At 66.8% G+C, this 25,125-nt stretch carries 19 protein-coding genes and 2 pseudogenes; 8 read left to right on the forward strand and 13 right to left on the reverse strand.

Annotated features, from left to right (window positions below):
- Positions 1-8 precede the first annotated feature (8 nt).
- The 6 genes from JHW45_RS06615 to JHW45_RS06640 all read left to right on the forward strand — a co-directional run bounded on the left by JHW45_RS06615 (position 9) and on the right by JHW45_RS06640 (position 10,599).
- Positions 9-1,691: a DEAD/DEAH box helicase gene (locus JHW45_RS06615; protein ID WP_272860110.1), complete on the forward strand. Its 1,683-nt coding sequence runs from the start codon at positions 9-11 to the stop codon at positions 1,689-1,691.
- 196 nt (positions 1,692-1,887) lie between these two features.
- Entirely contained in the window at positions 1,888-2,343 is a 456-nt protein-coding gene (locus JHW45_RS06620) for a DUF2924 domain-containing protein (protein ID WP_272860111.1), read from the forward strand.
- Positions 2,340-3,662, forward strand: coding sequence for a recombinase family protein (locus JHW45_RS06625; RefSeq protein ID WP_272860112.1), 1,323 nt, complete (start codon positions 2,340-2,342; stop codon positions 3,660-3,662). Before JHW45_RS06620 ends, JHW45_RS06625 begins: the two co-directional genes overlap by 4 nt.
- Entirely contained in the window at positions 3,659-4,090 is a 432-nt protein-coding gene (locus JHW45_RS06630; protein ID WP_272860113.1) for a hypothetical protein, read from the forward strand. The genes JHW45_RS06625 and JHW45_RS06630 overlap by 4 nt, the downstream gene beginning before the upstream one ends.
- A gap of 203 nt (positions 4,091-4,293) precedes the next feature.
- Positions 4,294-6,357, forward strand: coding sequence for a hypothetical protein (locus JHW45_RS06635; RefSeq protein WP_272860114.1), 2,064 nt, complete (start codon positions 4,294-4,296; stop codon positions 6,355-6,357).
- A 36-nt stretch (positions 6,358-6,393) separates the two neighbouring features.
- Positions 6,394-10,599: a DEAD/DEAH box helicase gene (locus JHW45_RS06640; RefSeq protein ID WP_272860115.1), complete on the forward strand. Its 4,206-nt coding sequence runs from the start codon at positions 6,394-6,396 to the stop codon at positions 10,597-10,599.
- Positions 10,600-11,274: 675 nt separating this feature from the next.
- Here the strand turns inward: JHW45_RS06640 and JHW45_RS06645 are convergent.
- The 8 genes and pseudogenes from JHW45_RS06645 to JHW45_RS06680 all read right to left on the reverse strand — a co-directional run.
- Positions 11,275-11,355: pseudogene (locus tag JHW45_RS06645) on the reverse strand (beta-ketoacyl-ACP reductase); the annotation flags it as partial.
- A 141-nt stretch (positions 11,356-11,496) separates the two neighbouring features.
- Positions 11,497-12,906, reverse strand: a complete 1,410-nt coding sequence (locus tag JHW45_RS06650; protein ID WP_272860116.1) for an L-serine ammonia-lyase — start codon at positions 12,904-12,906, stop codon at positions 11,497-11,499.
- Between the two features lie 32 nt (positions 12,907-12,938).
- On the reverse strand, positions 12,939-14,213 hold the full coding sequence (locus JHW45_RS06655) for an aromatic amino acid transport family protein (RefSeq protein ID WP_272860117.1): 1,275 nt from the start codon (positions 14,211-14,213) through the stop codon (positions 12,939-12,941).
- 83 nt (positions 14,214-14,296) lie between these two features.
- Positions 14,297-16,084 carry an acetyl/propionyl/methylcrotonyl-CoA carboxylase subunit alpha gene (locus tag JHW45_RS06660; RefSeq protein ID WP_272860118.1) on the reverse strand — a complete coding sequence of 596 codons (1,788 nt, stop codon included), beginning with the start codon at positions 16,082-16,084 and terminating at the stop codon, positions 14,297-14,299.
- Entirely contained in the window at positions 16,081-17,655 is a 1,575-nt protein-coding gene (locus JHW45_RS06665; protein WP_272860119.1) for a 5-oxoprolinase subunit B/C family protein, read from the reverse strand. Before JHW45_RS06665 ends, JHW45_RS06660 begins: the two co-directional genes overlap by 4 nt.
- Positions 17,652-18,431, reverse strand: coding sequence for a putative hydro-lyase (locus JHW45_RS06670; protein ID WP_272860120.1), 780 nt, complete (start codon positions 18,429-18,431; stop codon positions 17,652-17,654). The genes JHW45_RS06665 and JHW45_RS06670 overlap by 4 nt, the downstream gene beginning before the upstream one ends.
- Complete coding sequence (locus JHW45_RS06675; protein WP_272860121.1) at positions 18,428-19,189, reverse strand: LamB/YcsF family protein; 762 nt, start codon at positions 19,187-19,189, stop codon at positions 18,428-18,430. Before JHW45_RS06675 ends, JHW45_RS06670 begins: the two co-directional genes overlap by 4 nt.
- Before the next feature lie 14 nt (positions 19,190-19,203).
- On the reverse strand, positions 19,204-20,439 hold the full coding sequence (locus JHW45_RS06680) for an NRAMP family divalent metal transporter (RefSeq protein ID WP_272860122.1): 1,236 nt from the start codon (positions 20,437-20,439) through the stop codon (positions 19,204-19,206).
- 211 nt (positions 20,440-20,650) lie between these two features.
- Between JHW45_RS06680 and JHW45_RS06685 the strand changes: the two genes are divergently transcribed.
- The gene (locus JHW45_RS06685) at positions 20,651-21,373 is read left to right on the forward strand and encodes a GntR family transcriptional regulator (protein ID WP_272860123.1); all 723 of its coding nucleotides are present in this window, start codon (positions 20,651-20,653) and stop codon (positions 21,371-21,373) included.
- Between the two features lie 244 nt (positions 21,374-21,617).
- On the opposite strand, the gene JHW45_RS06690 is transcribed toward JHW45_RS06685, so the two are convergent.
- The 4 genes from JHW45_RS06690 to JHW45_RS06705 form a co-directional block, all read right to left on the reverse strand.
- Positions 21,618-21,872, reverse strand: a complete 255-nt coding sequence (locus tag JHW45_RS06690) for a hypothetical protein (protein ID WP_203561091.1) — start codon at positions 21,870-21,872, stop codon at positions 21,618-21,620.
- Positions 21,872-22,546, reverse strand: a complete 675-nt coding sequence (locus JHW45_RS06695; RefSeq protein ID WP_272860124.1) for a YcbK family protein — start codon at positions 22,544-22,546, stop codon at positions 21,872-21,874. The genes JHW45_RS06690 and JHW45_RS06695 overlap by 1 nt, the downstream gene beginning before the upstream one ends.
- A 75-nt stretch (positions 22,547-22,621) precedes the next feature.
- Complete coding sequence (locus JHW45_RS06700) at positions 22,622-22,909, reverse strand: DUF6127 family protein (RefSeq protein ID WP_272860125.1); 288 nt, start codon at positions 22,907-22,909, stop codon at positions 22,622-22,624.
- Between the two features lie 19 nt (positions 22,910-22,928).
- The gene (locus tag JHW45_RS06705; RefSeq protein ID WP_272860126.1) at positions 22,929-24,005 is read right to left on the reverse strand and encodes a DUF2793 domain-containing protein; all 1,077 of its coding nucleotides are present in this window, start codon (positions 24,003-24,005) and stop codon (positions 22,929-22,931) included.
- Here JHW45_RS06705 and JHW45_RS06710 point away from each other — a divergent pair.
- Positions 24,005-24,247 (forward strand): annotated as a pseudogene (locus tag JHW45_RS06710) (arsenical resistance protein ArsH); the annotation flags it as partial. The gene JHW45_RS06705 and the pseudogene JHW45_RS06710 overlap by 1 nt on opposite strands.
- 36 nt (positions 24,248-24,283) lie before the next feature.
- Here the strand turns inward: JHW45_RS06710 and JHW45_RS06715 are convergent.
- Positions 24,284-24,805, reverse strand: a complete 522-nt coding sequence (locus JHW45_RS06715; protein WP_233253160.1) for an MFS transporter — start codon at positions 24,803-24,805, stop codon at positions 24,284-24,286.
- Positions 24,806-25,125: the final 320 nt, after the last annotated feature.

A 25,125-nucleotide genomic window follows, 5' to 3' on the forward strand; every position in this document is an offset into this window, starting at 1 on the left:
GGACGGCCATGATTCCGCGCGACTATCAGAGGGCGGCGGTCGATGCCGCCCGCGACCGCACCGCCGCACATGGCAACACCATGCTGGTGCTGCCCACCGGGGCGGGAAAGACGGCCATCGCCGGTTTCTACATCGGTGAGGAACTGGAACACCGGCGACACGACCGCGTTCTGGTGCTGCAGCACACCGACGAGTTGATTGATCAGAACCGCAGCGCCATCGGCACTGTCACCGGAATGCCGACCTCGGTGGTCAAGGCCGAGCAAGACGACTGGGACGGCCGCATCGTCTTCGGCAGCGTCCAGACGCTCGCCCGCGCCAACCGGCGCGAACGGATGGCGCCGGTCTCGCATCTCGTCATCGACGAATGCCACCGCTCCGCGGCTCAAAGCTATCAGTCCATCATCGACGAGGCCCGGGCACTCAATCCGGAGATCAAGCTGCTCGGGCTCTCGGCCACGCCCGGTCGCGGCGATGGGCGCAGCCTGCGCCGCACCTTCAGCAATGTCGGCTATCATCTGAAGATAGGCACGCTGATCGGGCGCGGTCTCCTGGTGCCGCCGCGCACCTATACAATCGATCTCGGCGTCGAGGACGAACTGGCCGGGCTGGAGGCCACTGCGGGCGATTACGACATGCGCGCCGCCGACAAGGTGCTGAACCGCTCGGTGCTTAACGAGGCGGTCGTCGAGCACTGGCAGGCAAAGGCGGCGGACCGGCGCAGCATTTTCTTCTGCGCGACGGTCGACCATGCCGATTCGGTGGCAGAAGCCTTCCGCGCCGCGGGCGTCACGGCCGAGACGATCTCGGGCGACATGCCCTCGCGGGTGCGCGCCGACCTCATCGCCCGGTTCGACAGGGGCGAGGTGCAGGTGCTGACGAACTGCATGGTCCTGACCGAAGGCTTCGACAGCCAGCCGGTTGGCTGCATCGGCATCCTGCGCCCGATGCTGCACAAGGGCACCTTCATCCAGGCGGTGGGGCGCGGTCTGCGCCGTGTCGATCCCGCGCGTTTCCCCGGTATCGTGAAGACCGACTGCATCGTGCTCGATTTCGCGGGCGCCGCGCTCCGGCACGGGTCGCTCGAACAGGAGATCGACCTCGACGAAGACGATCACGAGGCCGGCCAGGCGCCGTGGAAACTCTGCCCGACCTGCGAGGCGGAACTGCCGCTCGGCGCCTCGGTCTGCGATTTCTGCGGACATGTCTTCACGCGCGAGCGTGGCGAGGCCCGGCTGCTCACCGCCTTCGACATGATGGAGATCGACCTGCTGGAACGGTCGCCGTTCGCCTGGTGCGACCTGCATGGCGACGGCCAGGCGATGATGGCGAGTGGGTTCAATGGCTGGGCCGGCGTGTTCCACGACGGCACGCTCTGGCATGCCCTCGGACAACCGAAAGGCAGGGCGATCCGGCCGCTCGCCATCGGCACCCGGGTGCAGGCGCTCGCCGCCGCAGACGATTTCCTGCGCGCCACCGAGACGGGGACCGCCTCGATCAAGAGCCGTCGCTGGCTGAACGACCCCGCCACGATGAAACAGATGGCGCTGCTGCAGCGCGCGGGGCACGAGGCCAACGGGCTGGATTTCAGCCTGTCGAAATACGCCGCCAACTGCCATCTGAACTTCCGTTGGAACCGCGGCGCGATCACCGCTGCCGTTCTTGGCCGTGCGGAGCGGTCGGCTGCATGAAACGCCCCAATCCGCTGCCGCCCGACTTGATGACGCCCGCCGAGCGCCGCACTGAGCTGTGCGGCCTGCTGGCGCTCGGGCTGGTCAGGTTGCGGATGCGGGAAGACTGCGAAGTATCTGACGATACTGGAGAAAGTTGCCTACACTTGTCTAGCGACCAATGCCGTCATGCAACTCCAAAGCACCGGAGAACTGCATGACGAGTCACGACCCCATCCCCGCGCGCCTCGCCGCGCTCAAGACCACGCCGACGCCCGACCTGAAGAAGCAGTGGCGCGATCTGTTCGACAGCGAGCCGCCGCCGTTCAACCGCCGCTATCTCGAAAGCCGGCTGGCCTACCGTATCCAGGAGCTCGCCTATGGCGGGCTGAAGCCCGAAACCATCCGGCGGCTGGAACGGCTGGGCGAGGAATTGGACGGCGGCGACAGAAAGAAGCGGAGCATCCGCGCCGACCGCGACCGCCCCATCACGGGCACGCGCCTCCTGCGCGAATGGCAGGGTGTCGAACAGGTTGTCACCGTCACCGCCGATGGCTTCGAGTGGCAGGGGCGGCCCTACAAGTCGCTGTCGGCCATCGCTCGCGCCATCACCGGCACGCGCTGGAACGGCTGGGTCTTCTTCGGGCTCAAGAACCACAGGGGCCGGACATGACGAAGCTGCCGGAAAAATCGAAACCCGTCCGCAAGCTGCGCTGCGCGGTCTACACCCGCAAATCCTCAGAGGAAGGGCTGGAGCAGGAGTTCAACTCGCTCCACGCCCAACGCGAGGCCTGCGAAGCCTATATCGCCAGCCAACGCTCCGAGGGCTGGGTGCTGGTCCGCGATCAGTATGACGATGGCGGCATCTCGGGCGGCACGCTGGAACGCCCCGGACTGAAGCGGCTGCTGGAGGACATCGAGGACGGGCTGGTCGACGTGGTCGTGGTCTACAAGATCGACCGGCTCAGCCGCTCGCTGGCCGATTTCGCCAAGCTGGTCGAGGTGTTCGACCGCAACGGCGTGACCTTCGTGTCGGTCACGCAGAGCTTCAACACGACCACGTCGATGGGGCGGCTGACGCTGAACATCCTGCTGTCCTTCGCCCAGTTCGAGCGCGAGGTGACGGCCGAGCGCATCCGCGACAAGGTCGCCGCCAGCCGGAAGAAGGGCATGTGGATGGGGGGCGTGCCGCCCTATGGCTACCGCGTGGAGAACCGCAAGCTGGTGATCGACGACGAGCATGCCGAGCACGTCCGGTGGATCTTCGCCCGGTTCATCGAGATCGGATCCTGCACGGTCCTCGCGCGCGAGGTGGCGAAGCGCGGCATCCGGACGCCGCGCGGCAACCGGATCGACAAGAAGTATCTCTACCGGATGATGTCGAACCGCGCCTACCTCGGCGAGGCGGTCCACAAGGGCGACAGCTACCCCGGCGAGCACGACGCGATCATCGACCGCGAGACATGGGACCGCGTCCACGCCATCCTGCAGGAGAGTCCCCGGAAGCGCGCCGCCCGGACCCGCGCCGACACGCCCGCGCTGCTGAAGGGGCTCCTGTTCGGGCCAGACGGCGCGGCATTCTCACCGACCCACACCCGGAAGGGCGGGAGACTGTACCGCTATTATGTCAGCCAGACGGTGCTGAAACATGGCGCCGGATCCTGTCCTATCGGGCGCGTGTCCGCGGGCGAGGTCGAGACGGCTGTCATCGACCAACTGCGTGCAGTCTTCTGCCAGCCCGAGATTATCGCGGGCACGTGGAAGGCAGCACGCGCCGACGCCAGCATCAGCGAAGCCGACGCCCGAGCAGCTCTGCAGCAGCTCGATCCGCTGTGGGACGAACTGTTCCCCGCGGAACAGAGCCGCATCGTGGCGCTGTTGGTCGAGCGCGTCGAAATCGGCATAGATGGGCTGAACGTCCGACTGCGCGTCGATGGGCTCGGAGGTCTGGCTCGCGAGATGCTGGCCGGGGGCATTGGGGAAGCCGCATGACCCGCGCGGCTCCGATCCCCGAGACGGTGACGCTCCACGTACCGTTCCGCGTCGTGAAGCGCGGCGGGCGGAAAGAGATGCAACTGCCGAACGGTGCATCGCCGCCACGCCGGACGGACAACACGCTGGTTAAGGCGCTGGCGCGAGCGTTCCGCTGGAAGCGCATGCTGGAGTCCGGCGACTTCGCCACCATCGCCGAACTGGCCGAGCGCGAGGGCATCGCAACCTCCTACATGACGCGTGTCCTGCGGCTTACGCTGCTGGCACCCGACATGATTGAGGCAATCCTGGACGGCACGCAACAGCCGGAGGTGACGCTGGCGCAGGTGCTGGAGCCATTTCCATTAGCGTGGGCAGAGCAGGCTGGTCGCCTAGACCAACTGGTTGAGGCGAGGTTTCTTTCAGCTGCTATCATCCGACGAGACTGACCTTCAGCAGCTTTTCTTTCGGCAGCGCCGCGGTCCGTTTGTTCTCGGAGTCGGACAGGCACAGCGACGCTTACTAGACGACGATGAAGAGACATACGTAGCAGCCGCGGACAAAGAATGCGGCTGGACGTAAACAAGTCACCCCTTTACATCCCTTTTGTTATCAATGGGGACTTCAGAGGGAGGATCCAAGAGGAACGAAGATGCCTACGGCCTTAGAGCACAACGAAAAAATGTCGCGTAAAAGCGCTCGGGTCCACCGGCATTCCCTCGTGGAGGCTGGGCGGCTTCCGGTCGAACAGCTCGTCGCATTCGCCATTCGCGAGGGGCGTCGGCCTCGGCCGATCTACACCGCACATAAATGGTTCGCACGCAGACTTGGATCGGTCTTTCGTAGCCTCCTTATCGGCGTTACCTCCGGGCCGGATGCCGATTTCAACGAGCTATACTATGGAAGTGCGGACCTCACCGACCTGAAGGTGCTGGATCCGTTTGTCGGCGGTGGCACATCGGTGTTCGAGGCGTCCCGACTCGGTGCCACGGCATATGGCTGCGACGTGGATCCCGTAGCCTGCGCCGTAAGCCGCTTGGAGTTGGGGGCCGCCGACCTGCCAGATCTCGGTCCGACCATCGCCGAGCTGAAGGCGAAGGTCGGGAGCCGCCTGGCCGAATTTCACCGTAAGGACGACGACGTGGTGCTGCATCATTTCTGGGTGCAAGTCGTGGAATGCGCCGGCTGCGGAAGCCATTTTGACGCGCATCCCAATCATGTGCTAGCCGACGATGGTACCACGCGCCACGCCTTCTGCTCTGCCTGCGGCACGATCCACGATCTGCCGACGCGCACCGCGTCGTTCGAATGTGTCAATTGCGGACACCATACCGACTGCGATCGAGGATCCGTCCTGCGGGGACGGGCCGCATGCCCGCACTGCAAGCATGCCGACCAGCTGATCGAGTATGGACGGCGAGGCGGAGCCCCGCGCTGGCGGCTGTTCGCGGTGGAGACAGTCGCGCGAGGAGTTGGTACGCGCATGGTTCCTATGTCAGAGCGTATGTTCCGGAAGGCAACTGACGAGGACGTAAGCCAATACGAGCGTGCGGAAGCGGCGCTGGTGGATGCAGAACTAGCAGGAGATGTGCTGATCCCAGACGACCGGATCGACACTTCGGGCTGGTCCGACGAGCGCCTAAGCGCCTATGGTTATGGCCGCTGGCGTGACCTCTTTAATGCGAGGCAATTGCTGCACCTCGGCCTGCTTGCAAAGGAAATCGCACTTCTCGACCAGCCTCTGCGCGGCGCCGTCGCGATGGCGTTCAGCGACCATCTGACCACGAACTGCATGATGGCGTCCTACGCGGGGGGCTGGCGGCGCCTTACGCCACTGTTCTCGCTTCGGGCGTTCCGGCACATCCAGCGACCGGTTGAACTCAATCCTTGGATCGAGCGCGCGGGTCGAGGCACGTTTCCGAATGCGGTCCGCAAGCTCAACGCTGCGGCCGCCTACGCGCGTAGCCCCAAGGAGCCGATTGGCGCGAAGTCCTTTGTCGACGTGCCCACCCGGGCCCGTCGGCGAAAGACCCAGATTCACATGGGAACGGCAGGCAATCTTGCCTTTCTAGCAAGCGGATCAATCGACGTTGTCATGACGGATCCTCCCTACTTCGACAACATCGCCTATTCGGAACTCGCGAGCTTCTTCGGCCCTTGGCTGAAATGTCTAGAAGTGCTCGATGCGCGCGAACAGCACGACATTCTGGCCAACAGCCTCGTCGCTAACAGATCCCGTGTCGGGAGCGTAGAACGCTACACCGAGGGTCTTGGTCAGGCTTTCGTGGAGATCTCCCGGGTGCTGAAGCGCAACGGAATCGTCGCGTTCTCTTACCGGCATACCGACGCTCCTGCCTGGCAAGCGCTCGCGGAAGCTATAGCCCGCACGGATTTGCGGATCACGAGCGTCCTTCCGATGCCAGGTGAGGCAGGCGCTGGCCTTCATGCGCAGGGCGAGCGCGGGCTGTGGGACGCGCTGTTCGTCCTTCGTCACGGAGCAGGTCCTACGCCCATCTTGCAGGTTAGCGAGCTAGAGGTCGCCGATGTCGAAGCGGAGGTCGAGGGGTGGCTCGAGCGGTATGGTGAACTGACGCTACCGTTCAACGCGATCGACGCAGCCGCGCTGCGTAGAGCCGCGCTTGTGGGCAAAGCTCTGGCGCCGCGGCGAATACTGGGGAGGTCAAAATGGATCGCCCTTGAGGACGCGCTGCGCTGAACTTAGACTGCGCTGACGTTTTTTGGAGGAAAGTCGTTGCCATATCTAAGCAAGCGGGTCATTAGCAATTATTTCCGCACCGACTGCCCTCGTCAACTTCGTCTTCTCCTCTCTCCAGAAAACCAGCAGTACCAGTCGGAGCGCGATGCCCAAGGCATGCCGCCGAAGACCGTCGCGCGCGCCGGAATGGCGGCGTTAACTCAGGAGGGCAGCCGCTGGGAACAGGAGAAGCTGAAGGATCTTCAGAGCACCTTCGGTGGCACGTCGGTCATCGGCACCATGACTGGAACGGAGTTTCAGGATCAGAAGCTTCAGAACGTGATGTCCAAGGCGCAGCCTGGCGCCTTCTTGGTGAGGCCCGAGTTCGACGTCGGCCCAAGCTTCCGGACGGCGATCGGCATCGATGCCCTGGTGGCCACGCACTCGCTGGGCTTCGCCAAGCTAGTGCCAGATCTGATCCAAGTGCTTTCCCCCGCGGACGTGGGTCGGATCGTGGAGGCGAATGGTTCCGTCCACGACGCGGATGGCCGAATCGGCCTGCGGGTGATCGACATCAAGATGACTGCGGAGCCAAGCGCGTCTTACTTCGCCGAGATCACGTATTATTCGCTCGCACTGGCCGGATGGCTTCACGATAACGGTTACGCTGACCGGTTTGCCGTCGTCGCCGAGGCGGCTATCTGGCCGGGATCGCACGACGCTGCAGCGATCGTCCGGCTCAAGGCAGAGAGAAGCAAAGCAGGGTTTACGCCGACAGCCGACGAGTTGGCCGCCGCCTTGGCAGATGACATTGAGACGCTAGAAATCGACGTTTTTTCGCCGCGCCTCAGGCACTTCTTCAACGTGGAACTTGCCGAGGCACTGGCCAGCCCTTGGAAGGACCTCGACTGGCACGTGGGCACTGGCTGCAGCGGGTGCGAGTACCTAGGCTATGCGTGGAGCGCGACCACCCCTGAGCATCCGGATCACTGCATGCCGATGGCGAAGGCGCAGGGGCATCTCAGTTCTATAGCCTTCCTGCCTCGCGGCGCTCGGCGCGCGCTTGGCGATCGCAAGATCAATACTACCGCCTCGCTGGCACCATTGAAGTCCGACGACTTGGCCTTTGACTGCCATCCTAAGCTGCGCGCCACACGGACGGTAGTTGCGGGACGTGCGCAGTCGCTGGCGACCGGCAGCAGCGATATTCCTGCGGGTTCGGGCACGTCGGCCGTCATCCCGAACTGGGCGGACCTCAACCTCTATCTTTCGGCCGACTTCGACGTCGGGAGCGGCCTGACGCTCGCCTTCGGCGTCGGCGGCTACTCGAATGCGAGTGGACAGCGGGAGAAGATCGCCGCGCAGGTCTTTGTAAATGACACCCGCAGCGTCCAGAGCGAGAGCCGAGAACTGCTGAGCTTCCTTGCCTATGTTGAGAAGGCGCTTTCCGACGCGACCAAGGCCAAGGCGGACGCAACAGTACAAATCTACATTTGGGACAGCGTCACCTACGAACACATGCTCCGCGTAATTGGTCGCAACCTCCATCACATTCTTGCCGACGGCAGCCTGAAGAAGCTTGCATGGCTGTTCCCGCCCGAAGAGATTATCGAAAATGCCAAGCTGCGCTCGGTTAGCGCGCCGATCACCATTGTCCGCAACGCGGTCCAGGCGCTCGTAGCGGCGCCTATTCCCCATTACTACTCGCTGCTTGGACTGGCACGAGCCTATGCACCTCCGTCGAAGCAGGGCGCGACACCGTTCGAGTTCCGCGTGCCGGTGATCTTCGAGGATCCGCTATCTGATCAGGTACCCTCGGAGCGGGCGCACGAGATCTGGACCCGTATGGGTCAGCCTCGTCCATGGAGTCAGCAGGTCACCCAACTGCGCTCGACGGTAACGATGAAGCTGCACGCGCTTCATTCCATCTTGTGGCGACTTCGCCTCGACCTTAAGGGCCAACTACGCAGCCGAGCTCCTAAGATCACGGACATCAAACCGCCGGCGATGCTGCGCAGCGTGAGTTCTGACGGGCAGATCTGGTACGCCTACGCTCGGCTCAACGCGCAAGTCGTGGGCCTAGAGCACGGCATATCTTTGGCCATGCCCGTCCACGAGCGGGAGGCGAAATACCTCGCCGCGCGGCTTGAGGCGGAGCTTACGGGACTTGACTTGGCGCGCGCCGCGCGGACGCTTGGCGTCACGCTGCGTCCTGGGTTACGGGTTTACACGCTTGGGGAAGGATCACGCGAAGCCAAGTTCGAGGAAGGGGACTTCCTCTGCGCACTCTCCCCCGATTCAGTGCCAGACTTCTATTCTCGGCGGCTCAGCGACTTCACTGGCGGCGTGCCGCTTGCTCCGGATCTACCAAGCTGGATCAACGAATTCCGATCCCCAGGAACACTGACAGCGACGCAGCTGCTCGCCATCGACCGCGACGCCCGGCTTGTCGCAGTGTATTTCAAGCCCGAGGTCGATGCCTACCTGCGACGGATCGAATCCACGCTTGACCTGCGCCGCGACGTCGTCCTCGACCGACAGGTGCAAGACTTCCTGACGGGAAGGCTCGAGACCGCGCTAAAGGCCATTGGCAACCCGCCCGTGGCGATTAGCGCCGGCACGCCGACGGCCAACGTCATCGGGAAATCGGCACCCAAGACCGCTACCGCCCATGTGCCCGTGGCGGACGTGCTCTGGGATACACAAAAGACGGCGCTCGCTCTCACGGGCAGGAATGCCGCCGTGACTCGGACGACACTAGAGGCGCTCGGCACCGAGCTCAACGACAGCCAGTGGGACGCATGGCGGGAAGCGATGGAGAAACGCCTCGCCCTCATCTGGGGTCCGCCTGGCACAGGGAAGTCGCAGACGCTACGCGCCATTCTGCTTGGGCTGCTGCTGGAAGCTCACGCCGCCGGAAAGGCGATCCGGATCCTGGTGACGAGCAATACCTACGACGCGGCCGACAACGTTGTACTGCGCACCTTCCGACAGATCGTTTCGCTCGGAGAGGCGACGACCGGCAAAGTGCGCTTGGCCCGTCTGCGTTCCGGCTCAAAGGAAGATGCTCCGGGCCTGCCGGAGGGCGTCAATCTCCTCAACGATAAGGATGCACCTGGCATCCGGAACCTGCACGATCTGCTGACTGCCGGGACGACTTCCGCGATCGTGTCGGCGCCGCCGCAGCAGGTAACCAAGTTCGCCGGCCTAAGGGGCAACTTCGCGCCACCTCTCTTCGACGTGGTCCTGATCGACGAGGCGTCGCAGATGGACATGGCCAACGCCGTGCTTGCCTTGGCGCCGCTCGCCGAAGGAGGCTCAACGATCGTCGTCGGGGATCCCAAGCAGTTGCCGCCCATTCACGCGGTGCAGGCGCCACTTGGCCTCGAGAAGCTCGTTGGATCCGTCTATGACTTCGTCGCGGACCATCGCGGAGTGACCTCGAAGGATCTGCTGGAGAACTACCGTTCGAACAGCACGATCGTCGGCCTAGGGCGCTTCGCTGGCTATCCAGCCGGTCTTACCGCCCACTTCCCGGATCTGCGCATGCGGCTGGAGACACCGCTCCCTGCGGCGGTGCCGGCGAACTGGCCCGGGAATCTCGCGTTCGGTACCGAGTTTGCCCGGCTGCTGGAGCCTAGCCAGCCCATTTCTGCCTTCATCTATCCGGAAGGGCGCAGCAGCCAGTGGAATGACTTTGAGGCCCAAGCTGTGGCGGCGCTGCTCTGGATGCTTCGGGGCCACCTAGGTATCGGTCTCCATGGCGACCCGCAGGCGAGCAGTGCGGGGCTACATAATGCGACCAGTTTTTGGACGGACGCCGTTGGCGTGGTGACACCGCACCGCGCCCACAAGGCGCTGATAGTGTCCAAGCTGCAAGCATTATTTGAACCTCTCGGCGACGAAGGCAGGCTCATCCGCGACGCGGTGAACACCGTGGAACGCTTCCAAGGACAACAGCGTGACATTATCATCGCCAGCTACGCTCTGGGCGATCCCGATGCGATCGCCGACGAGGACGAGTTCCTCCTGTCGCTCAATCGGTTCAATGTTATGGCCTCACGACCACGCGCCAAGCTCGTAGTTTTGGCTAGCCAAGAGGTAATCAATCATCTGCCTGGCGATTTAGAGGTAATGCGCGATTCGCGACTTCTGAAGTACTTCGCCGAGACATTTCTCGACGATCGCACCGACTGCGATATCCCGTTCATGGATGGAAATAGTGTCGTGCGAAAAAGCGGCTCGTTCAGGGTTCGCAACTAGATGCTATTTGAGCAAAGTGAACGAACGGCCGAGTCTGAGATCAAAACATATTCTCCACCAGGAGAACGCGCCGCAGCAACTTTTCGCCGCTCCGCACCGACAAGGTCGACTGGGACCAATCACCGTGACGTTCGATAGCGTGGTTGCTCCCGGCGAACGCGGCGAACGACAGCTTCGGGCTGAACATCTTTGATTTGAGGCGGGTCCCACTTTTGGCAAATGTTCGATTTCTGTTCCATTTCATCGGATGCCACTGACGTCGAAGTGTTCAGCCTACAGCGCCGAAAGCCACTTAGTTTCAGAGCCTTGCAAGAAGTTCACCAAATCCGCGCAGTCATCAGGTCCGGAGAATATCGGCCCTAAGAGAACGCTTCCGGGCCATCGCGCACCGGGGCCAGTGCTCAGCCCCTCGCGCATAACCCTCGAAAACAACGAGAAAATCCGGCCGCAGCCGGATCGGGAGAACGCTTTCGCAAGGGCAAGTGGCGGAGGGGATGGGCCTGAGAGACAACCTTCTCCATCTAGGGAAAGTCATCGCAGGGTGAGTTGAGGCCAGCCTTTCGGACGTAATATCAGTCTATTACGAGAAGTCGCCGCTAACGCGGCCGACTTGATGCGTCCGCTCGTGCGGGATGTTGATGATTTGACGCCAGCACACGAAATGGCGCTCATAGCATCGGCAGTGAAACTCGAGGCGGCCTCGTCGTTGCCGGCGTAGTCGGCCGCGACCGCATAGCCGGCGTCAATGAGCGCGATCGAAGCCGCAGGCGACGGCGCGCTTGCGCGTCACGCTCGCATGACCGCGTTTTCCCGAACTCACGCGAACCCGTAATTCGGCTTCTGCTCGGTCGAGTTGAGCCACGCAGGTGGACCACGGGCCGTGCCGCCGCGCGCAAGTCAGCATTCCGGAAAATTCACGGCGAGGCCGCCAAGCGAGGTTTCCTTATACTTCTCACGCATGTCTAGCCCCGTCTGCCGCATGGTCTCAATACAATTGTCCAGCGGCATGAAGTGGGTTCCGTCGCCGTGCAGCGCCAGCGAGGCTGCCGAGACCGCTTTGATCGCGCCGAGCCCGTTGCGCTCAATGCAGGGAACCTGCACCAAGCCCCTCACCGGATCGCACGTCATGCCGAGGTGGTGCTCAAGCGCGATCTCGGCGGCATTCTCGACTTGGGCGTTGGTCCCGCCGAGCGCCGCGCACAGGCCGGCGGCGGCCATCGCCGAGGCCGAGCCGACTTCGGCCTGGCAGCCGAGCTCCGCGCCTGAGATCGAGGCGTTCTCCTTGACGATGCCGCCGATCGCTGCGGCCGTCAGCAGGAAGACCTCGACCCCGGGGTCAGTCGCGCCGACGCAGTGGCTGCGATAATAGCGGATCACAGCCGGCACCACGCCGGCGGCGCCGTTGGTAGGCGAGGTCACGACCCGCCCGCCGGCGGCGTTCTCCTCGTTGACCGCCAGCGCGTAGGCGGCGAGCCAGTCGTTGACCGCGTGCGGCTGCGCCGCGCTCGTGCCCCGCGCCGCGACCAGGCGGTCATGGATTGCCTTGGCCCGACGCTTGACCTTCAGGCCGCCAGGCAGCTCGCCCTCAGTCCTGAGCCCTCGGTCGATGCAGTTCTGCATCGTGGCGTGCAGGGCGGCGAGCCCCTGCCTCACGGCCTCGGGACTTCGCGCAGTCTCCTCGTTGGCCAGCTTCATCTCGGCGACCGTTCTGCCGGATTCGCTCCCCATCCGGAGCATCTCCGCCGCGCTGCCGAACGGGTAAGGATAGCCGAGCGATTGCTGCTGGGCGCCTGGCGGGGCGGATTTCCGCGACCGCGAGGCCAGCAGTTCGGACTCTGTAGCGATGAAGCCGCCGCCGATCGAGTAGTAGGTCTCCTCGAGCAGGACCGCGCCGTTGCTGAGCGCGCGCAGCTTCATGCCGTTTGCGTGCATCGCGAGCGGCGGACCGTAGTCGAAGATGACGTGGCGCTCGGGATCGAAGGCCACCTCGGGCAGGCCGGGCGGCGCGAGCCGACCGGTCGCGCGCATCTCGGTCAGCCGGGCCTCTGCGACATCGGCGTCGAGGCTCGCCGGCTCGAACCCCATCAGCCCGAGAATCACTGCACGGTCGGTGGCGTGCCCCTTCCCGGTGAACGCCAACGAGCCGTAAAGCTGAGCCTCAAGCGCCGTGAGCTTTGCCGGATCGAAGGCGGCGCCGCCGTCCTGCACCGCCTTCAGGAACGCCGCCGCCGCCGTCATCGGTCCCATGGTGTGGGACGACGACGGGCCGACGCCGATCTTGAAGATGTCGAACACGCTGATGAACATGTTTCCCCCTTCCGCCGGTCGGCCTGCGGCGATCAGCCGAACATGCTGTAGAGGATGCCGGACATGGCGATGAGGCCCGCGACGACGACGAACACGTTGCTGATCTGTCCACGGTACTTCGCGAGCGCGGGCACCTTGTAGATCGCGTACATCGGCATGAGGTAGAGGATCGCCGCGATCACCGGCCCCGCCAGCGTCTCGATGATGCCGAGGATGCTGGGGTTGAGGATCGCCACGCCCCAGGTCGTCAGGAACATGAAGACGGCGATGGCCTTGACGAGCGCCGGATCGGCGATCTTGCGCGCGTCGGGATCATACTGGCCGCGGACGATGCCGTGCAGCCCCTCGGTCGCGCCGAGGTAGTGGCCGAAGAACGAGGACACGATGGCCAGGAACGCGATGATCGGGCCGAAATAGGCGATGAACGGGCTGCCGTGCACATTGGCCAGATAGGACAGCACCGGCAGGTTCTGCGCCTTCGCCTCGGCCAGCTGCGTCGGGCCGAGCGCCAGCACGCAGGAGAACACGAACAGCATGACGAACCCGACCAGCACGGTCGCAGTCCGGCCGAGGATCTTGTCCGCCTTTTCCGCCGCATCGGATCCATAGTCCCGCTTCAGCGAAACCGAGAACTGCGAGATCGCCGGGGAGTGGTTGAAGGCGAAGACCAGCACAGGGATCGTCAGCCATACCGTCGCCAGCATGCTGCCGGGGGACGAGACCTGCGTCACGGTGGAGAGGTCCCAGCTCGGGATCAGATAGAGCGAGAGGAGCACGAGGATCGCCGCGAGCGGATAGACCAGCGCTTCGGTCACGCGCAGCATGATCTCCTGCCCGGCCATCATCACGGCCATCATTCCCGCGACCAGCAGGCCGGAGAGGATCCAGCGCGGGAGCGGGTCCATGCCGAGCTGGTTGACCATGAAGCTGTCGACGGTGTTGGTGATGCCGACGCCGTAGATCAGCACGATCGGGTAGATCGCCAGGAAGTAGAGAATCGTGATCGCCTTGCCGGCGCCGGATCCGAAATGCTCGACGACCACCTGGGTGATGTCGCTGCCCGGGATCGCGGACGAGCACACGAACCGCGACAACCCGCGATGCGACAGATAGGTCATCGGTCCGATCAGGACGGCCATGATGATCAAGGGCCAGAAGCCGCCGCTCCCCGCGTTGATCGGCAGGAACAGAATGCCGGCGCCGACCGCGGTTCCGAACAGGCTCAGGACCCATTTCGTATCGTGCTTCGACCAGGCTAGCGGCTTCGCGCCCTTGTTCGCCATCATGGCGTCGGTATGGCTTGTCACGACGTCCTCCTCCTCCGCTTCTATTTTGTCTTTGCAGGCGGCGTTCCGCCGCCTGGTTCTTTCCCTCGGTTCCTGCGCGCGCCTCAGGCCGGCTCGATGCGCGCGAGGGGCGCGCCGAAGCCGATGGGCTTGCCCGCCTCGGCCAGATGCCGGAGCCGGCCGGAGCGCGGCGCCTCGACCCGCGTCTCCATCTTCATCGCCTCCATCACCGCGATCACCGCGCCGGCGGCGACCTCCGCCCCGTCCTCAGCCTGCCAGACCTGCAGCGTTCCGGCAACAGGGGCCGTCACGACGTCCTGGCCTGCCGCCCCCGGCGCCTCCGCCGCCGCGGCAGCGCCGGGACCGGAACCGGAACCGGCGGCGAGCATCCCCGCCGGCAGGCCGATCTCGACGCGCCGGCCGTCGATCTCGATCGCGAAGCGCAGGAACGGCGCGGTCGCCGCCGGGGTCACCCGCGCCTCCCCGCCGATGGCCGCGAGCCGGTCGGCGAAATCCGTCTCGATCCAGCGGGTGTGGACGGCGAAGTCGCCCCCCTCGGCGCGGAACTCGGGCGCCGCGATCGCCGCGCGGTGGAAGGGCAGGACCGAGGCGACGCCGCCGATCTGGAACTCCGCCAGGGCGCGCCCCGCTCTCGCGAGCGCCTCCGTGCGCGTGGCGCCGGTCACGACGAGCTTCGCCATCAGCGAGTCGAAGCTGCCCGGCACCACCGAACCGGCGACGACGCCGCTGTCGAGCCGGACCCCGGGGCCGCCAGGCGCGTCCCAATCCGTCACCGGTCCCGGCGTCGGCAGGAAACCGCGGGCCGGGTCCTCGGCGTTGATGCGGAACTCGATCGCATGGCCGAGGGGCGCCGGGACCTCCTCGTCGGCGAGCCGCGCGCCGGCAGCCACGGCGATCATCGCGCGCACCAGGTCGACGCCGGTCGTCTCCTCGGTCACCGGATGCTCGACCTGAAGCCGAGTGTTGACCTCGAGGAAGGAGAGCGTGCCGTTCGCCGACAGCAGGAACTCGACGGTGCCCGCCCCGCTGTAGCCCGCGCGCGCGCAGATCGCCCGGGCGGAGGCGTGGATGCGGGCGCGCTGCTCCTCGGTGATGAAGGGCGCGGGCGCCTCCTCGATGAGCTTCTGGTTGCGCCGTTGCAGCGAACAGTCGCGGGTGCCGAGCACCTTGACCTGCCCGTGCCGGTCGCCGAGCACCTGCGCCTCGATATGCCGGGGCCGGTCGAGGAACTGCTCGATATAGCATTCGCCGCGGCCGAAGGCGGTCAGCGCCTCGCGGGTGGCGGACTCGAAGAGCTCCTCGACCTCCTCAAGATTCCAGGCGACCTTCATGCCGCGCCCGCCGCCGCCATGGGCGGCCTTTATGGCGACGGGCAGGCCATGCGCCTCGGCAAAGGCGCGGGCCTCGGCCGGGGTGGCGACCGGGCCGGGGGTGCCGGCAACCAGCGGCGCGCCGACCGCCTCGGCGATGCGCCGCGCTTCGATCTTGTCGCCGAGCGCCTCAATCACGTGGGGATCGGGGCCGACCCAGATCAGGCCGGCTTCCTGCACGGCGCGGGCGAATTCGGCGCGCTCCGACAGGAAGCCGTAACCCGGATGCACCGCGTCGGCGCCCGCGCGCAAGGCGATGGCGATGAGCTTGGCCGCGTCGAGATAGGTTTCCGCCGGGCGTTCGCCGCCGAGCGGATACGCCTCGTCGGCGAGCCGGACGAAGAGCGCGTCGCGGTCGCTGTCGGCATAGGCGACGATCGGGACGATCCCCTCGTCACGGCAGGCGCGGATGACTCGAACGGCGATCTCGCTGCGATTGGCGATGAACAGGCGGCGGATCGGACGCAGCGCGGCGCCGGGCTCGAACAGGGTCGTCGTCATGGCGTGGCCTCGATCGGGCTGAAGGGATGGTCGGCGGTGAAGCGGATGCGCGCGCCGGGGGGGATCTGTCCGGCGAGCGGCAGCGCGTCGGGCAGCACGGTGGCAATGACCGGATAGCCGCCGGTCAGCGGATGGTCGGCGAGGAACAGCACCGGCTGGCCGGAATGCGGCACCTGGATCGCGCCGTGCTCGGTCCCCTCAGAGGGCAGTTCGCGCGCGTCGTCGCGCACGAGCGGGTCGCCGGCGAGCCGGACGCCGACGCGCGAGGATTGCGCCGTCACCTCCCAGTCCTGGGCAAGCAGCAGCGCCACCGCAGCGTCCGGGAACCAGTCGGCGCGTGGGCCGAGGGTGACGGGCAGCAGGACCGTCTCGCCGGCAGCGGGCAGCCACGTGTGCGCGGCGGGCTCGCCGTCGACGGCGAGCGCTGGGTTGTCGGCGAAGCCGATCGCGGTGCCGGCGCCGAGCGGGTCCGGGCCGATCCCCGCGAGTGTGTCGGTCGCGGCCGAGCCGAGCAGGCGCGGCGCGTCGAAGCCGCCGCGCCGCGCGAGATAGCTGCGCATGCCGCGGGCGGGCGGCGGAATCACCAGAACCTCGCCGGGGTCGAGCGCGAAGGGGCGGGTCACGTCGACGGGGATGCGCGCGGGGCCGGCCTCGATCTCGGCCCGGTCGGCGGCGCCGTCGAGCACGAGCGTCGCGGGCGCATCGACGCTGAGCCGCGTCGGGCCGAGCGTGATTTCGAGCGCCGCGGCGTCGGGCGGGTTGCCCGCCCGACGATTGGCGCGCCGCAGGCTCGGCAGGTCCATCGCGCCGGAGCCGGAGATGCCATGCGCCGCCTGACCGGACCGCCCGGCGTCCTGCATCAGCACGGGGAAAGCCGTCGCGACCACCCGCAGCCCTACGACGGAGGCGGGGCGCTCGGCCGGGGCGGCCGGCGTCGCATGCACGGCGCTGCGCCGTTCGACGAAGCGCACGCGCCCGCCCGGGCGCAGCAGCGCCGGCGGGTCGCGCGCGAGGTCCCACATCGGCGTCGGCGTGGTCCCGATGAGCTGCCAGCCGCCGGGGCTCGCCTTGGGGTAGACGCCGCAGAACCGGCCGGCGAGCCCGACGGCGCCGGCCGGAATGCGCGAGCGCGGGCTCGCGCGGCGCGGCAGGTCGAAGCGGGGATCCTCGCAGGTCATGTAGGCGAAGCCCGGGGCGAAGCCGCAGAACGCCACCTGCCAGGTCGCCGCCTGATGCGCGGCGACGACCTCCGCCACGGTCAGGTCGAGATGAGCGGCGACCTCGGCGAGGTCCTCGCCGTCGTAGACGATGGGGATCTCAATCGCCTCCGCCTTGTCCTCGCGCCGGGCCGTCGCGCGGGACGCCCGCGCCGCGATCGCCGCCGCAAGCCGGCCGTCGGCGGCGGCGCCGGGCGCGGCGCGCACCAGCAGCGTGCGCGCGGCGGGGATCACCTCGGCGACGCCGGGGACCGGATCGGTGGCCAGCGCGTCGAAAAGCGCGAGCGTCGCCGCGAGATCGGGCAGTTCCACGAGAAGCGCGCGCGGACCGACGGGCAGAAACCGCAGCGTCATGCCTGCCACTCCCGATCAGGGACGTCGCTGACGAACATGTGCCCGGGCGCGTGGGTGATCGCGAAGGGCGGCTTTGACGCCATGACCGCCGCCTGCGGGGTCACGCCGCAGGCCCAGAAGACCGGAATCTCGCCAGGCCGTATCGCGACCGGATCGCCGAAGTCCGGCCGGCCGAGATCGGCGATGCCGAGCGCCTCGGGCGCGCCGACATGCACCGGCGCGCCATGCACCGCCTGATAGCGGCCCGAGATCGTCACCGCCTCGGCGACGCGATCGGCGGGGATCGGCCGCATCGAGACGACCAGCGGGCCGGCGAGCCGCCCGGCCGGCCGACAGGGCCGGTCGGTGAGATACATCGGCACGTTGCAGCCCTGCGCGATGTGGCGGATCTCGATGCCGGCCTGCATCAGCGGCGCCTCGAAGGTGAAGGAGCAGCCGATCAGGAACGTCACCAGATCGGCATGTTCGGCCCAGACCGCGTGCGCGTCGGCGGTTTCCTCGGCCAGCGCGCCGTCGCGCCAGACGCGGTAGCGCGGCAGGTCGCGGCGCAGGTCGGCGCCGGGGGCGAGCGCGGTCTCGAAACCGCCGGGCTCGGTGACGTCGAGCACCGGGCAGGGCTTGGGGTTGCGCTGCGCGAAGAGCAGGAAGTCCCAGGCCCAGTCCTGGGGCAGCGCGATGAGGTTGCACTGGGTGAAGCCCGTGGCGTGGCCCGAGGTCGGCGCGGCCCAACCCGCGCGACAGGCGGCGCGCAGCTCGGCGGGGTTCTGGTAGGTCATCGGGCGACCTCGTGGAACGGGGCGATCGCCACGCCCGCCGCGACGAGCCGGTCGCGGATGCGCCGGGCCAAAGCCACCGCGGCCGGGTTGTCGCCATGTACGCAGATGCTCTGGGCGTCGAGGCGCAGGAGCGAGCCGTCCGCCGCTTCGATCGTGCCTTCGGTCGCGAGGCGCAGCATGCGCTCCGCGACCTGCTCGGGATCGTGCAGCACTGCGCCCGGCTCGCGCCGGGCCACGAGTGCGCCCGCGGCGGTATAGCCGCGATCGGCGAAGGCCTCGGCCGCCACGGTCAGGCCCGCGGCGCGGGCGCGCCCGAGGATCGACGCGCCGGCGAGGGCCATCAGGATCAGCGTCGGGTCGACGGCGCGGATGCCTGCGATGACCGCATCGCCCTGGGCCGCGTCCTCGGCGATGGTGTTGTAGAGCGCGCCATGCGGCTTGACGTAGGTGATCCGCGTCCCCGCCGCCGCCGCCAGCCCCTGCAGGGCGCCGATCTGATAGACGACGTCGGCCTCGAGTTCGGCCGGGGTCACGTCCATCTTCCGGCGCCCGAAGCCGACGCGGTCGGGATAGGAGACATGCGCCCCGACCGCCACGCCGCGCTGCGCCGCCTCGCGCAGCGTCGAGAGGATGGTCAGGGGGTCGCCGGCGTGAAAGCCGCAGGCGACGTTGGCGGAACTGACGATCGCAAGCATCGCCGCGTCGTCGCCCATCCGCCAGGCCCCGTAGCCCTCGCCGAGATCGCTGTTGAGATCCATAGCCATTTTTTCCATCAGGCGCTAAGGAAAGCGAAAATTGTGCTGACCGACTTCAGCCCCATGTACCACGTCAGCGCGCAGACGATCACGCTCAACGCGAGCAGCGGCCGGCTGTAGCGGTAGCCGCCCATCAGGTCGGAGCGGGCGAAGCCGATCCAGGTGAAGATCGTGAGGCCGATGGGCAGGATCAGGCCGTTGAAGCCGCCGGCGAAGACGAGGAGCGCGGCGGGCGCCGTGCCGAGGGCGAGGTAGATCGCCAGCGAGACCGCGATGAAGATGACCGTCGCGACGTTGCGCGCGCGGTCGTCCATCGGGCGGAAAACGGTCATGAAGCTGACTGACGTATAGGCGGCCCCGATGACCGAGGTGATGGCCGCCGCCCAGAAGATGATCCCGAACACCCGCAGGCCCCACTGGCCGGCCGCCGCCTGGAACGCCTGGGCCGCCGGGTTTGCGGTCTGCGAGGCGAGGTCGAGCGTGACGCCCGAGGCCGTAACCCCGAGGATCGCGAGGAACAGCACGAACCGCATGACGCCCGTCACGGCGATGCCCGACAGCGCGCCGCGCGTGATGGCGGGCAGGTTCGCAGCGCCCGTAAGGCCCTTGTCGAGCAGGCGATGCGCGCCGGCATAGGTGATGTAGCCGCCGACTGTGCCCCCGACGATCGTCGTGATCGCGGCGAAGTCGACAGTCGAGGGCAGCACGGTCTGTCGCAGCGCCTCGCCGACCGGCGGGTTCGAGACGATGGCAACGAACACCGTCATCGCGATCATCAGGATCCCCAGCACGACGATGATCCGGTCGAGCAGCAACCCCGCGCGGTGCGACAGGAAGATGCCGATGGCGAGCAGCGCCGACAACGCGCCGCCGATCTTCGGGTCGAGGCCGATCATCGCGTTCAGCCCGAGCCCACTGCCGGCGATGTTGCCGACGTTGAACACCAGCCCGCCGAAGATCACCAGCACCGACAGAAGATAGCCGGCACCGGGAATGGCGGCGTTGGCGGTTTCGGAGGCGCGGCGGCCGGTCAGGGCGGTGATCCGCCAGACGTTCATCTGCACGACGAAGTCGATGAGGATCGAGGCGAGGATCGCGAAGGCGAAGGCCGACCCGAGGCGCGCGGTGAAGGTCGCCGTCTGGGTGATGAAGCCCGGGCCGATGGCCGAGGTCGCCATCAGGAAGATGGCGGCGATCAGGCCGCCGCGCAGCGTGGCTCCCGATGCGGTGACAGGGGGGGAGAGTTCGCTCATTGCCGGGCTCCACGCTTGCAGATTCGGAATGACGGCATTGTCTCAGACGCAAAGCGATTCGTCAATTATCCTCCTACCTTCACTTGTGTTTCGTCGAACAATCTTGTGCGCTTTGCACTATGAACGTGAGCGAGATGCTCAAACACGATGATGCTCCACGTGACATGGCGCGTGGAATCCTCGTAAAATGAGCCGACACATGAGGTGCAGAATGAGTGACCGAAAGCCAGGATTCGATGCCGCCGCGCCGCTTGTCGAGCAAATTGCGGCGCAACTCCGCACGATGGCGACGGAGGGGGAGCTGACGCCCGGGGAACGCCTTTCTGAGGCCCGACTGTCTGCCGATCTCGGTGTCTCGCGGAACACGTTGCGCGAGTCCTTCCGGTTGCTCACGCGCGAGGGGTTGGCGCGCTATGAGCCAAACCGCGGCGTGTTCGTGGCAATCCCCTCGATGCCGGCCATCATCGACATCTACCGTGTGCGACGTCTGATCGAGATCCCGGCGCTTGCCCAGGCCTGGCCGAAGCACGCCGCAGTCGCGGCTATGCGCGCCGCTGTGGTGGCAGCCGAGGCCGCGCGCGAGCGTGGAGACTGGCGCGCGGTCGGCTCCGCCAACATGGTGTTTCACGGCGCTGTCGTCGCGCTGATCGACAGTCCGCGTCTGACGGCCTTTTTTGCTCAGGTCGTCGCCGAACTCCGCCTCGCCTTCGGCCTCCTCCCCGACCCGGAGCTCCTGCACGAGCCCTTTATCGCCGAGAACGCGGCCATCCTTGCCGCCGTTGACCGGGACGATGCAAAGGGCGCGGCCAAGTTGCTCGCTGGCTACCTGGACCGTTCCGAAGGGGTTGTTCTCGCAGCCTTCGCGCGGCTGGAAGATCGACGCGTGACGCCGACACCGCGTGATGCGCCGCAGCGTAGGGTCAGGACAGCCTAACGGAGAGCGACCGGCGCCTAGCGTCGTTGGAACCCCGATTGAGCACAAGTGAGGCCATGATCGGGCGTTTCGTGCAGCCACTCATCTGCTGCAACTGCGTGTCTGGTCACGCAGTGCGCCGTAGTCGCTCAGCATCTCGGCAATGGCCGAACCGTGCGGCAGCCGCGCGAGCTCCTCGGCTGCGCGCGCCTGGAACTCGCGGCTGTACTCTACCACGGGCGGGCAGACGGTCGCGATGCCGGGCTCAGAACCGACCGTTGCGCAGCCGCTCAGCAAGCTCGTCGCGAGACCTAGGACGACGAGCCGTCGCCTCGAGCATCTGGCGTTGGACATCATTGGCTTTCTCCGTGGTCTGAAGGCGTTCAGCGAGGCGTCCCGCTCGCTCGCCGGACCGCCGAAGCGAAAGCAGGAACAGGAGCAGGGCGAGGATGATGGCGCCGTAGCGCAAAGCGGCCCGCATCCATGGGCTGGCGGCGAACCCGATCAGGAGCGGGGCCATCACCGCTGCCCTCGGCGCCAGTCATCGAGACGCGCGTAGATCGTGACCGCGATGCCGCCAAGCGCCACGGCGATGAATACCCAACGCAACGTGTCGAGATACGGCACAAGCGGCAAGATCGCGGTCTGGGTCTCGGCCAGCACCTGCTGCGCCACCTCGACGCCCGCCGCGCCCAGCGTCGCCACACCGGCTGCCCCGCCGCCCTTCATGGTGCGGCTGTCAGCCAGCACCTCGCGCGCGGGCGGCGTCTCGGCTGCAAATGCCGTCGCCCGGACCGGGAACCGCTCGCCCCACCGCCGCGCGGGCCCGAGATCGACATGGATGAACCCCGATCGCGGGTAGAAGCCGAAGCCGAGGAATCCGACCTCGCGCGCCGCCGCCTCGAACGCCACCGGATCGTGGTTCGCCATGGCGATGTCGAAGGCGGCGCCGTCGAGATGCTTCGACCGGCCCGCGCCCCCCACGGCACGGTTGTGCTCTGGGCTGCGGTAGGCGGAGCGGACGATCAGCGGCTTGCCCAGCCGGTCGCGCAGCGCCTGCAGCTTGTCGAGCGCGGTTTCGTTCACGAGCAGCTTGCCGGTGCCCCGGCATGCAATCTCGGCGGGCGAGAAATTCGGCCAGCGCCAGGCGCTCTCCGGCACATCACGCCAATGGCGGTGGAAGGTCGTGGTCATGAGGGTCCTCCGAAACGAAAAAAAACCGCCTCGAGGGCGGGTGCGGTTGGGCTGGTGAACGGGGGTGTTGAGCGGCTACGGGCCGCCGCCGAAGATCTTCAGCTTGATCGCTATACCCGCGAGCAGCGCCAGCATGACGCCGGTGGTGATCATGCGGACGGCGGTCTGCATCGCGGTGCGGCGGACCAGCTGGATGCAGTCGACCAGGGAGCGCAGATCGCGGATGTCGAGCGCGGCCTCGTCGCCGTCGAGGCCGACATCGGCCAGCGCACGCTTGGCGCCTTCCTCCGCCGCCCGGGTCAAGATCGCCTCGAACTCGGCGTCGGGCATGCGCACGAAGCCCTCGGATCGGGGTGGGTTCATCGGATCCTCCTTCCGCCGCTCAGCCGACCTTGCAGCCCCAGAAGGACGTGTGGTCGGCGGCGAAGTAGCCGTCCGCGACCCGGAAATACCCCTGCAGCTCGACGGTATCGCCTGCCGTCAGCGGCTTCATGGTCTGAAGCCAGATCGCGGTAGCGAGCGAGACATGAGTGGCGGAGATTTCGCCGAGGGAGCCGCGGATTTCGGTCGTGCCGTTCAGGACGAGCCGCCCGCGCATGCGCGCGGTGGTACTGGCGTTGACCTTGTACATGAGCGTCGCGCCGAAGAGGTAAGTGCCGTCAACCGGGGCGACGAAGTGATTGTTCGCGGCGTCGAACGCGCCCTGGTCGTTGTAGTCGGTGTTATTGAGGCCGATCTTCGTCCAGGTTCCGACGCCGACATAGTTGTCGTAGTTCGTGTACGCCTTGAAGCGTGGCAGTCGCGGCTGATCAACGATGCCGGTGGCGTTGTCGACGCTGAGCCCGTCGAAGAAGGTGCTGCCGTCGGCGGAGACCGCGAGCCGGAAGCGGTCTGAGCCGAAGAGGCCCACCAGCGCCTTGGTCACGAAGCCGGTCTGCAGGGTCAGGCCGAGATCGTCGCCTGCCGCCTCCTTGTTCATGGTGTAGAACAGGTCGCCGGTGCCGCCCTCGGCCACGGTCTTCGCCGCCCAGAGCGCGGCGTTGAGCTTGGCCGAGAACGGGTTCGACGCGTCCGCTGTGGTGCCAAGCCCCAGCAGCGCGAGGTTCTGCAACGCAGCCGGTGTCGTCCTAACCCAGCCCGCGCCGTCGTAGACCAGGAGCAGTCCCTGGTCCTCGACCCACGCGCGCCAGCCGGCGCGTGGCGGCAGGCGAAGCCAGGCACCATCGGTCCAGAGCGCGACGTTCAGGTCCCACCCCGCCCAGTCGCCCGTCGCGCCGGAGGCGACGATGTAGCGGTCGCCATCGGCTGGCGAACCAGGCGGCGCAGTCAGGTCCCGGTCGAGAACGGAGAGCTGGACAAGCCCGTCGAGGATCCGCAGCGCTTCGTTATGGGTGACGTGCTTCTGGGCCTGCGCCGCCAGAATGTAGGGCAGCAGGAGATGGGTGGTGGCGTCGGACATGGGATGGCCTTCAGACTATCCCCAACCAGTCCTCCATCCCCAAGGCGTTTCAGGAGTTCGACGAGGCGGGACGAATGCGCCCGTCGCCACTCTACGACCGGATCGTGGATGTCATGGAGGAGCTGGTGAAGTTCACGCTGCTCACGCGCGATCGGAAGGCGTATCTCGTGGACCGCTACTCCGAGCGCAAGGAAACGGCGGCCGCGCTCATGAAGCGGGTGAACCTCTCCGCCGCAACCTGAGCGCAGGGCGATGTCGCGAGGCCCGTTTGCGCCGCCTCATGTTCGCCTGAGGGCCAGCAGAGCGGCGAAGGAGGCAACCCCGATCCCGGCCGTCAGCCAGATCGCCGAGAGGCCCCATGTGGTCAGCGGGGCACCGAAGATCAGGGGCGCCGCTGCTTGCAGGATGCGGGCGGGCGCATTCAGCCAGCCGATCCGCCGCCCGTATCCCGCCGACCCGAACAACGCCAGCGGCAGAGTGCCCTTGGCTATCGTGAGGATCCCGTTCCCCGCCCCATGCAGGAGCGCGAAGGCATAGGCCGCGGGACCTCCGAAGCTCACCAGCGCCACCGCGGCGACGGGATGCGCCGCTGCCGCCACGCGGGTCGAGACGAGCGGGTGGAACCAGCGCAGCAGGCCGAACTCCAGCACCCGCGCTGCGACCTGCGCCGGGCCGATCAACGCTCCTGCCGCGATGGCGACAGCCGTGCTGGCCCCGGCGGCCTGCAGAAGGCCTGGCAGATGCGCGGCCATGGCGGTCGAGTTGAACCAGGTCGCGGCAAAGACGAAGGCCAGCAGCACAGCGCAAGGCGGGATGGAGGAGGGCCGTCCTCGACCGGCGTCGCCACTCCGGCTGCCGTCTTGGTGCCTTTCGGCAGCCACGCGTTCAGCGGCAACGCCACTGCCAGATGGATCAGCGCCCAGCCGAGGCAGGCTTCGCGCCAGCCCCATGTCGCCAGCATCAGCCCCGAAAGCGGCCAGCCGACCGTGCTCGCGATCCCGGCGATGAGGGTAATGCCGGTGATCGGACCTCGCGCGTCCTTGCCATAGATCCCGGCCAGCGTTGCGAACCCTGTCTCGTAGAGCCCTATGCCCATGCCGAGCCCGATCACGGCCCAGCC

It is taken from the genome of Paracoccus stylophorae (genome assembly GCF_028553765.1).
Taxonomy (GTDB): Bacteria; Pseudomonadota; Alphaproteobacteria; order Rhodobacterales; family Rhodobacteraceae; genus Paracoccus; species Paracoccus stylophorae.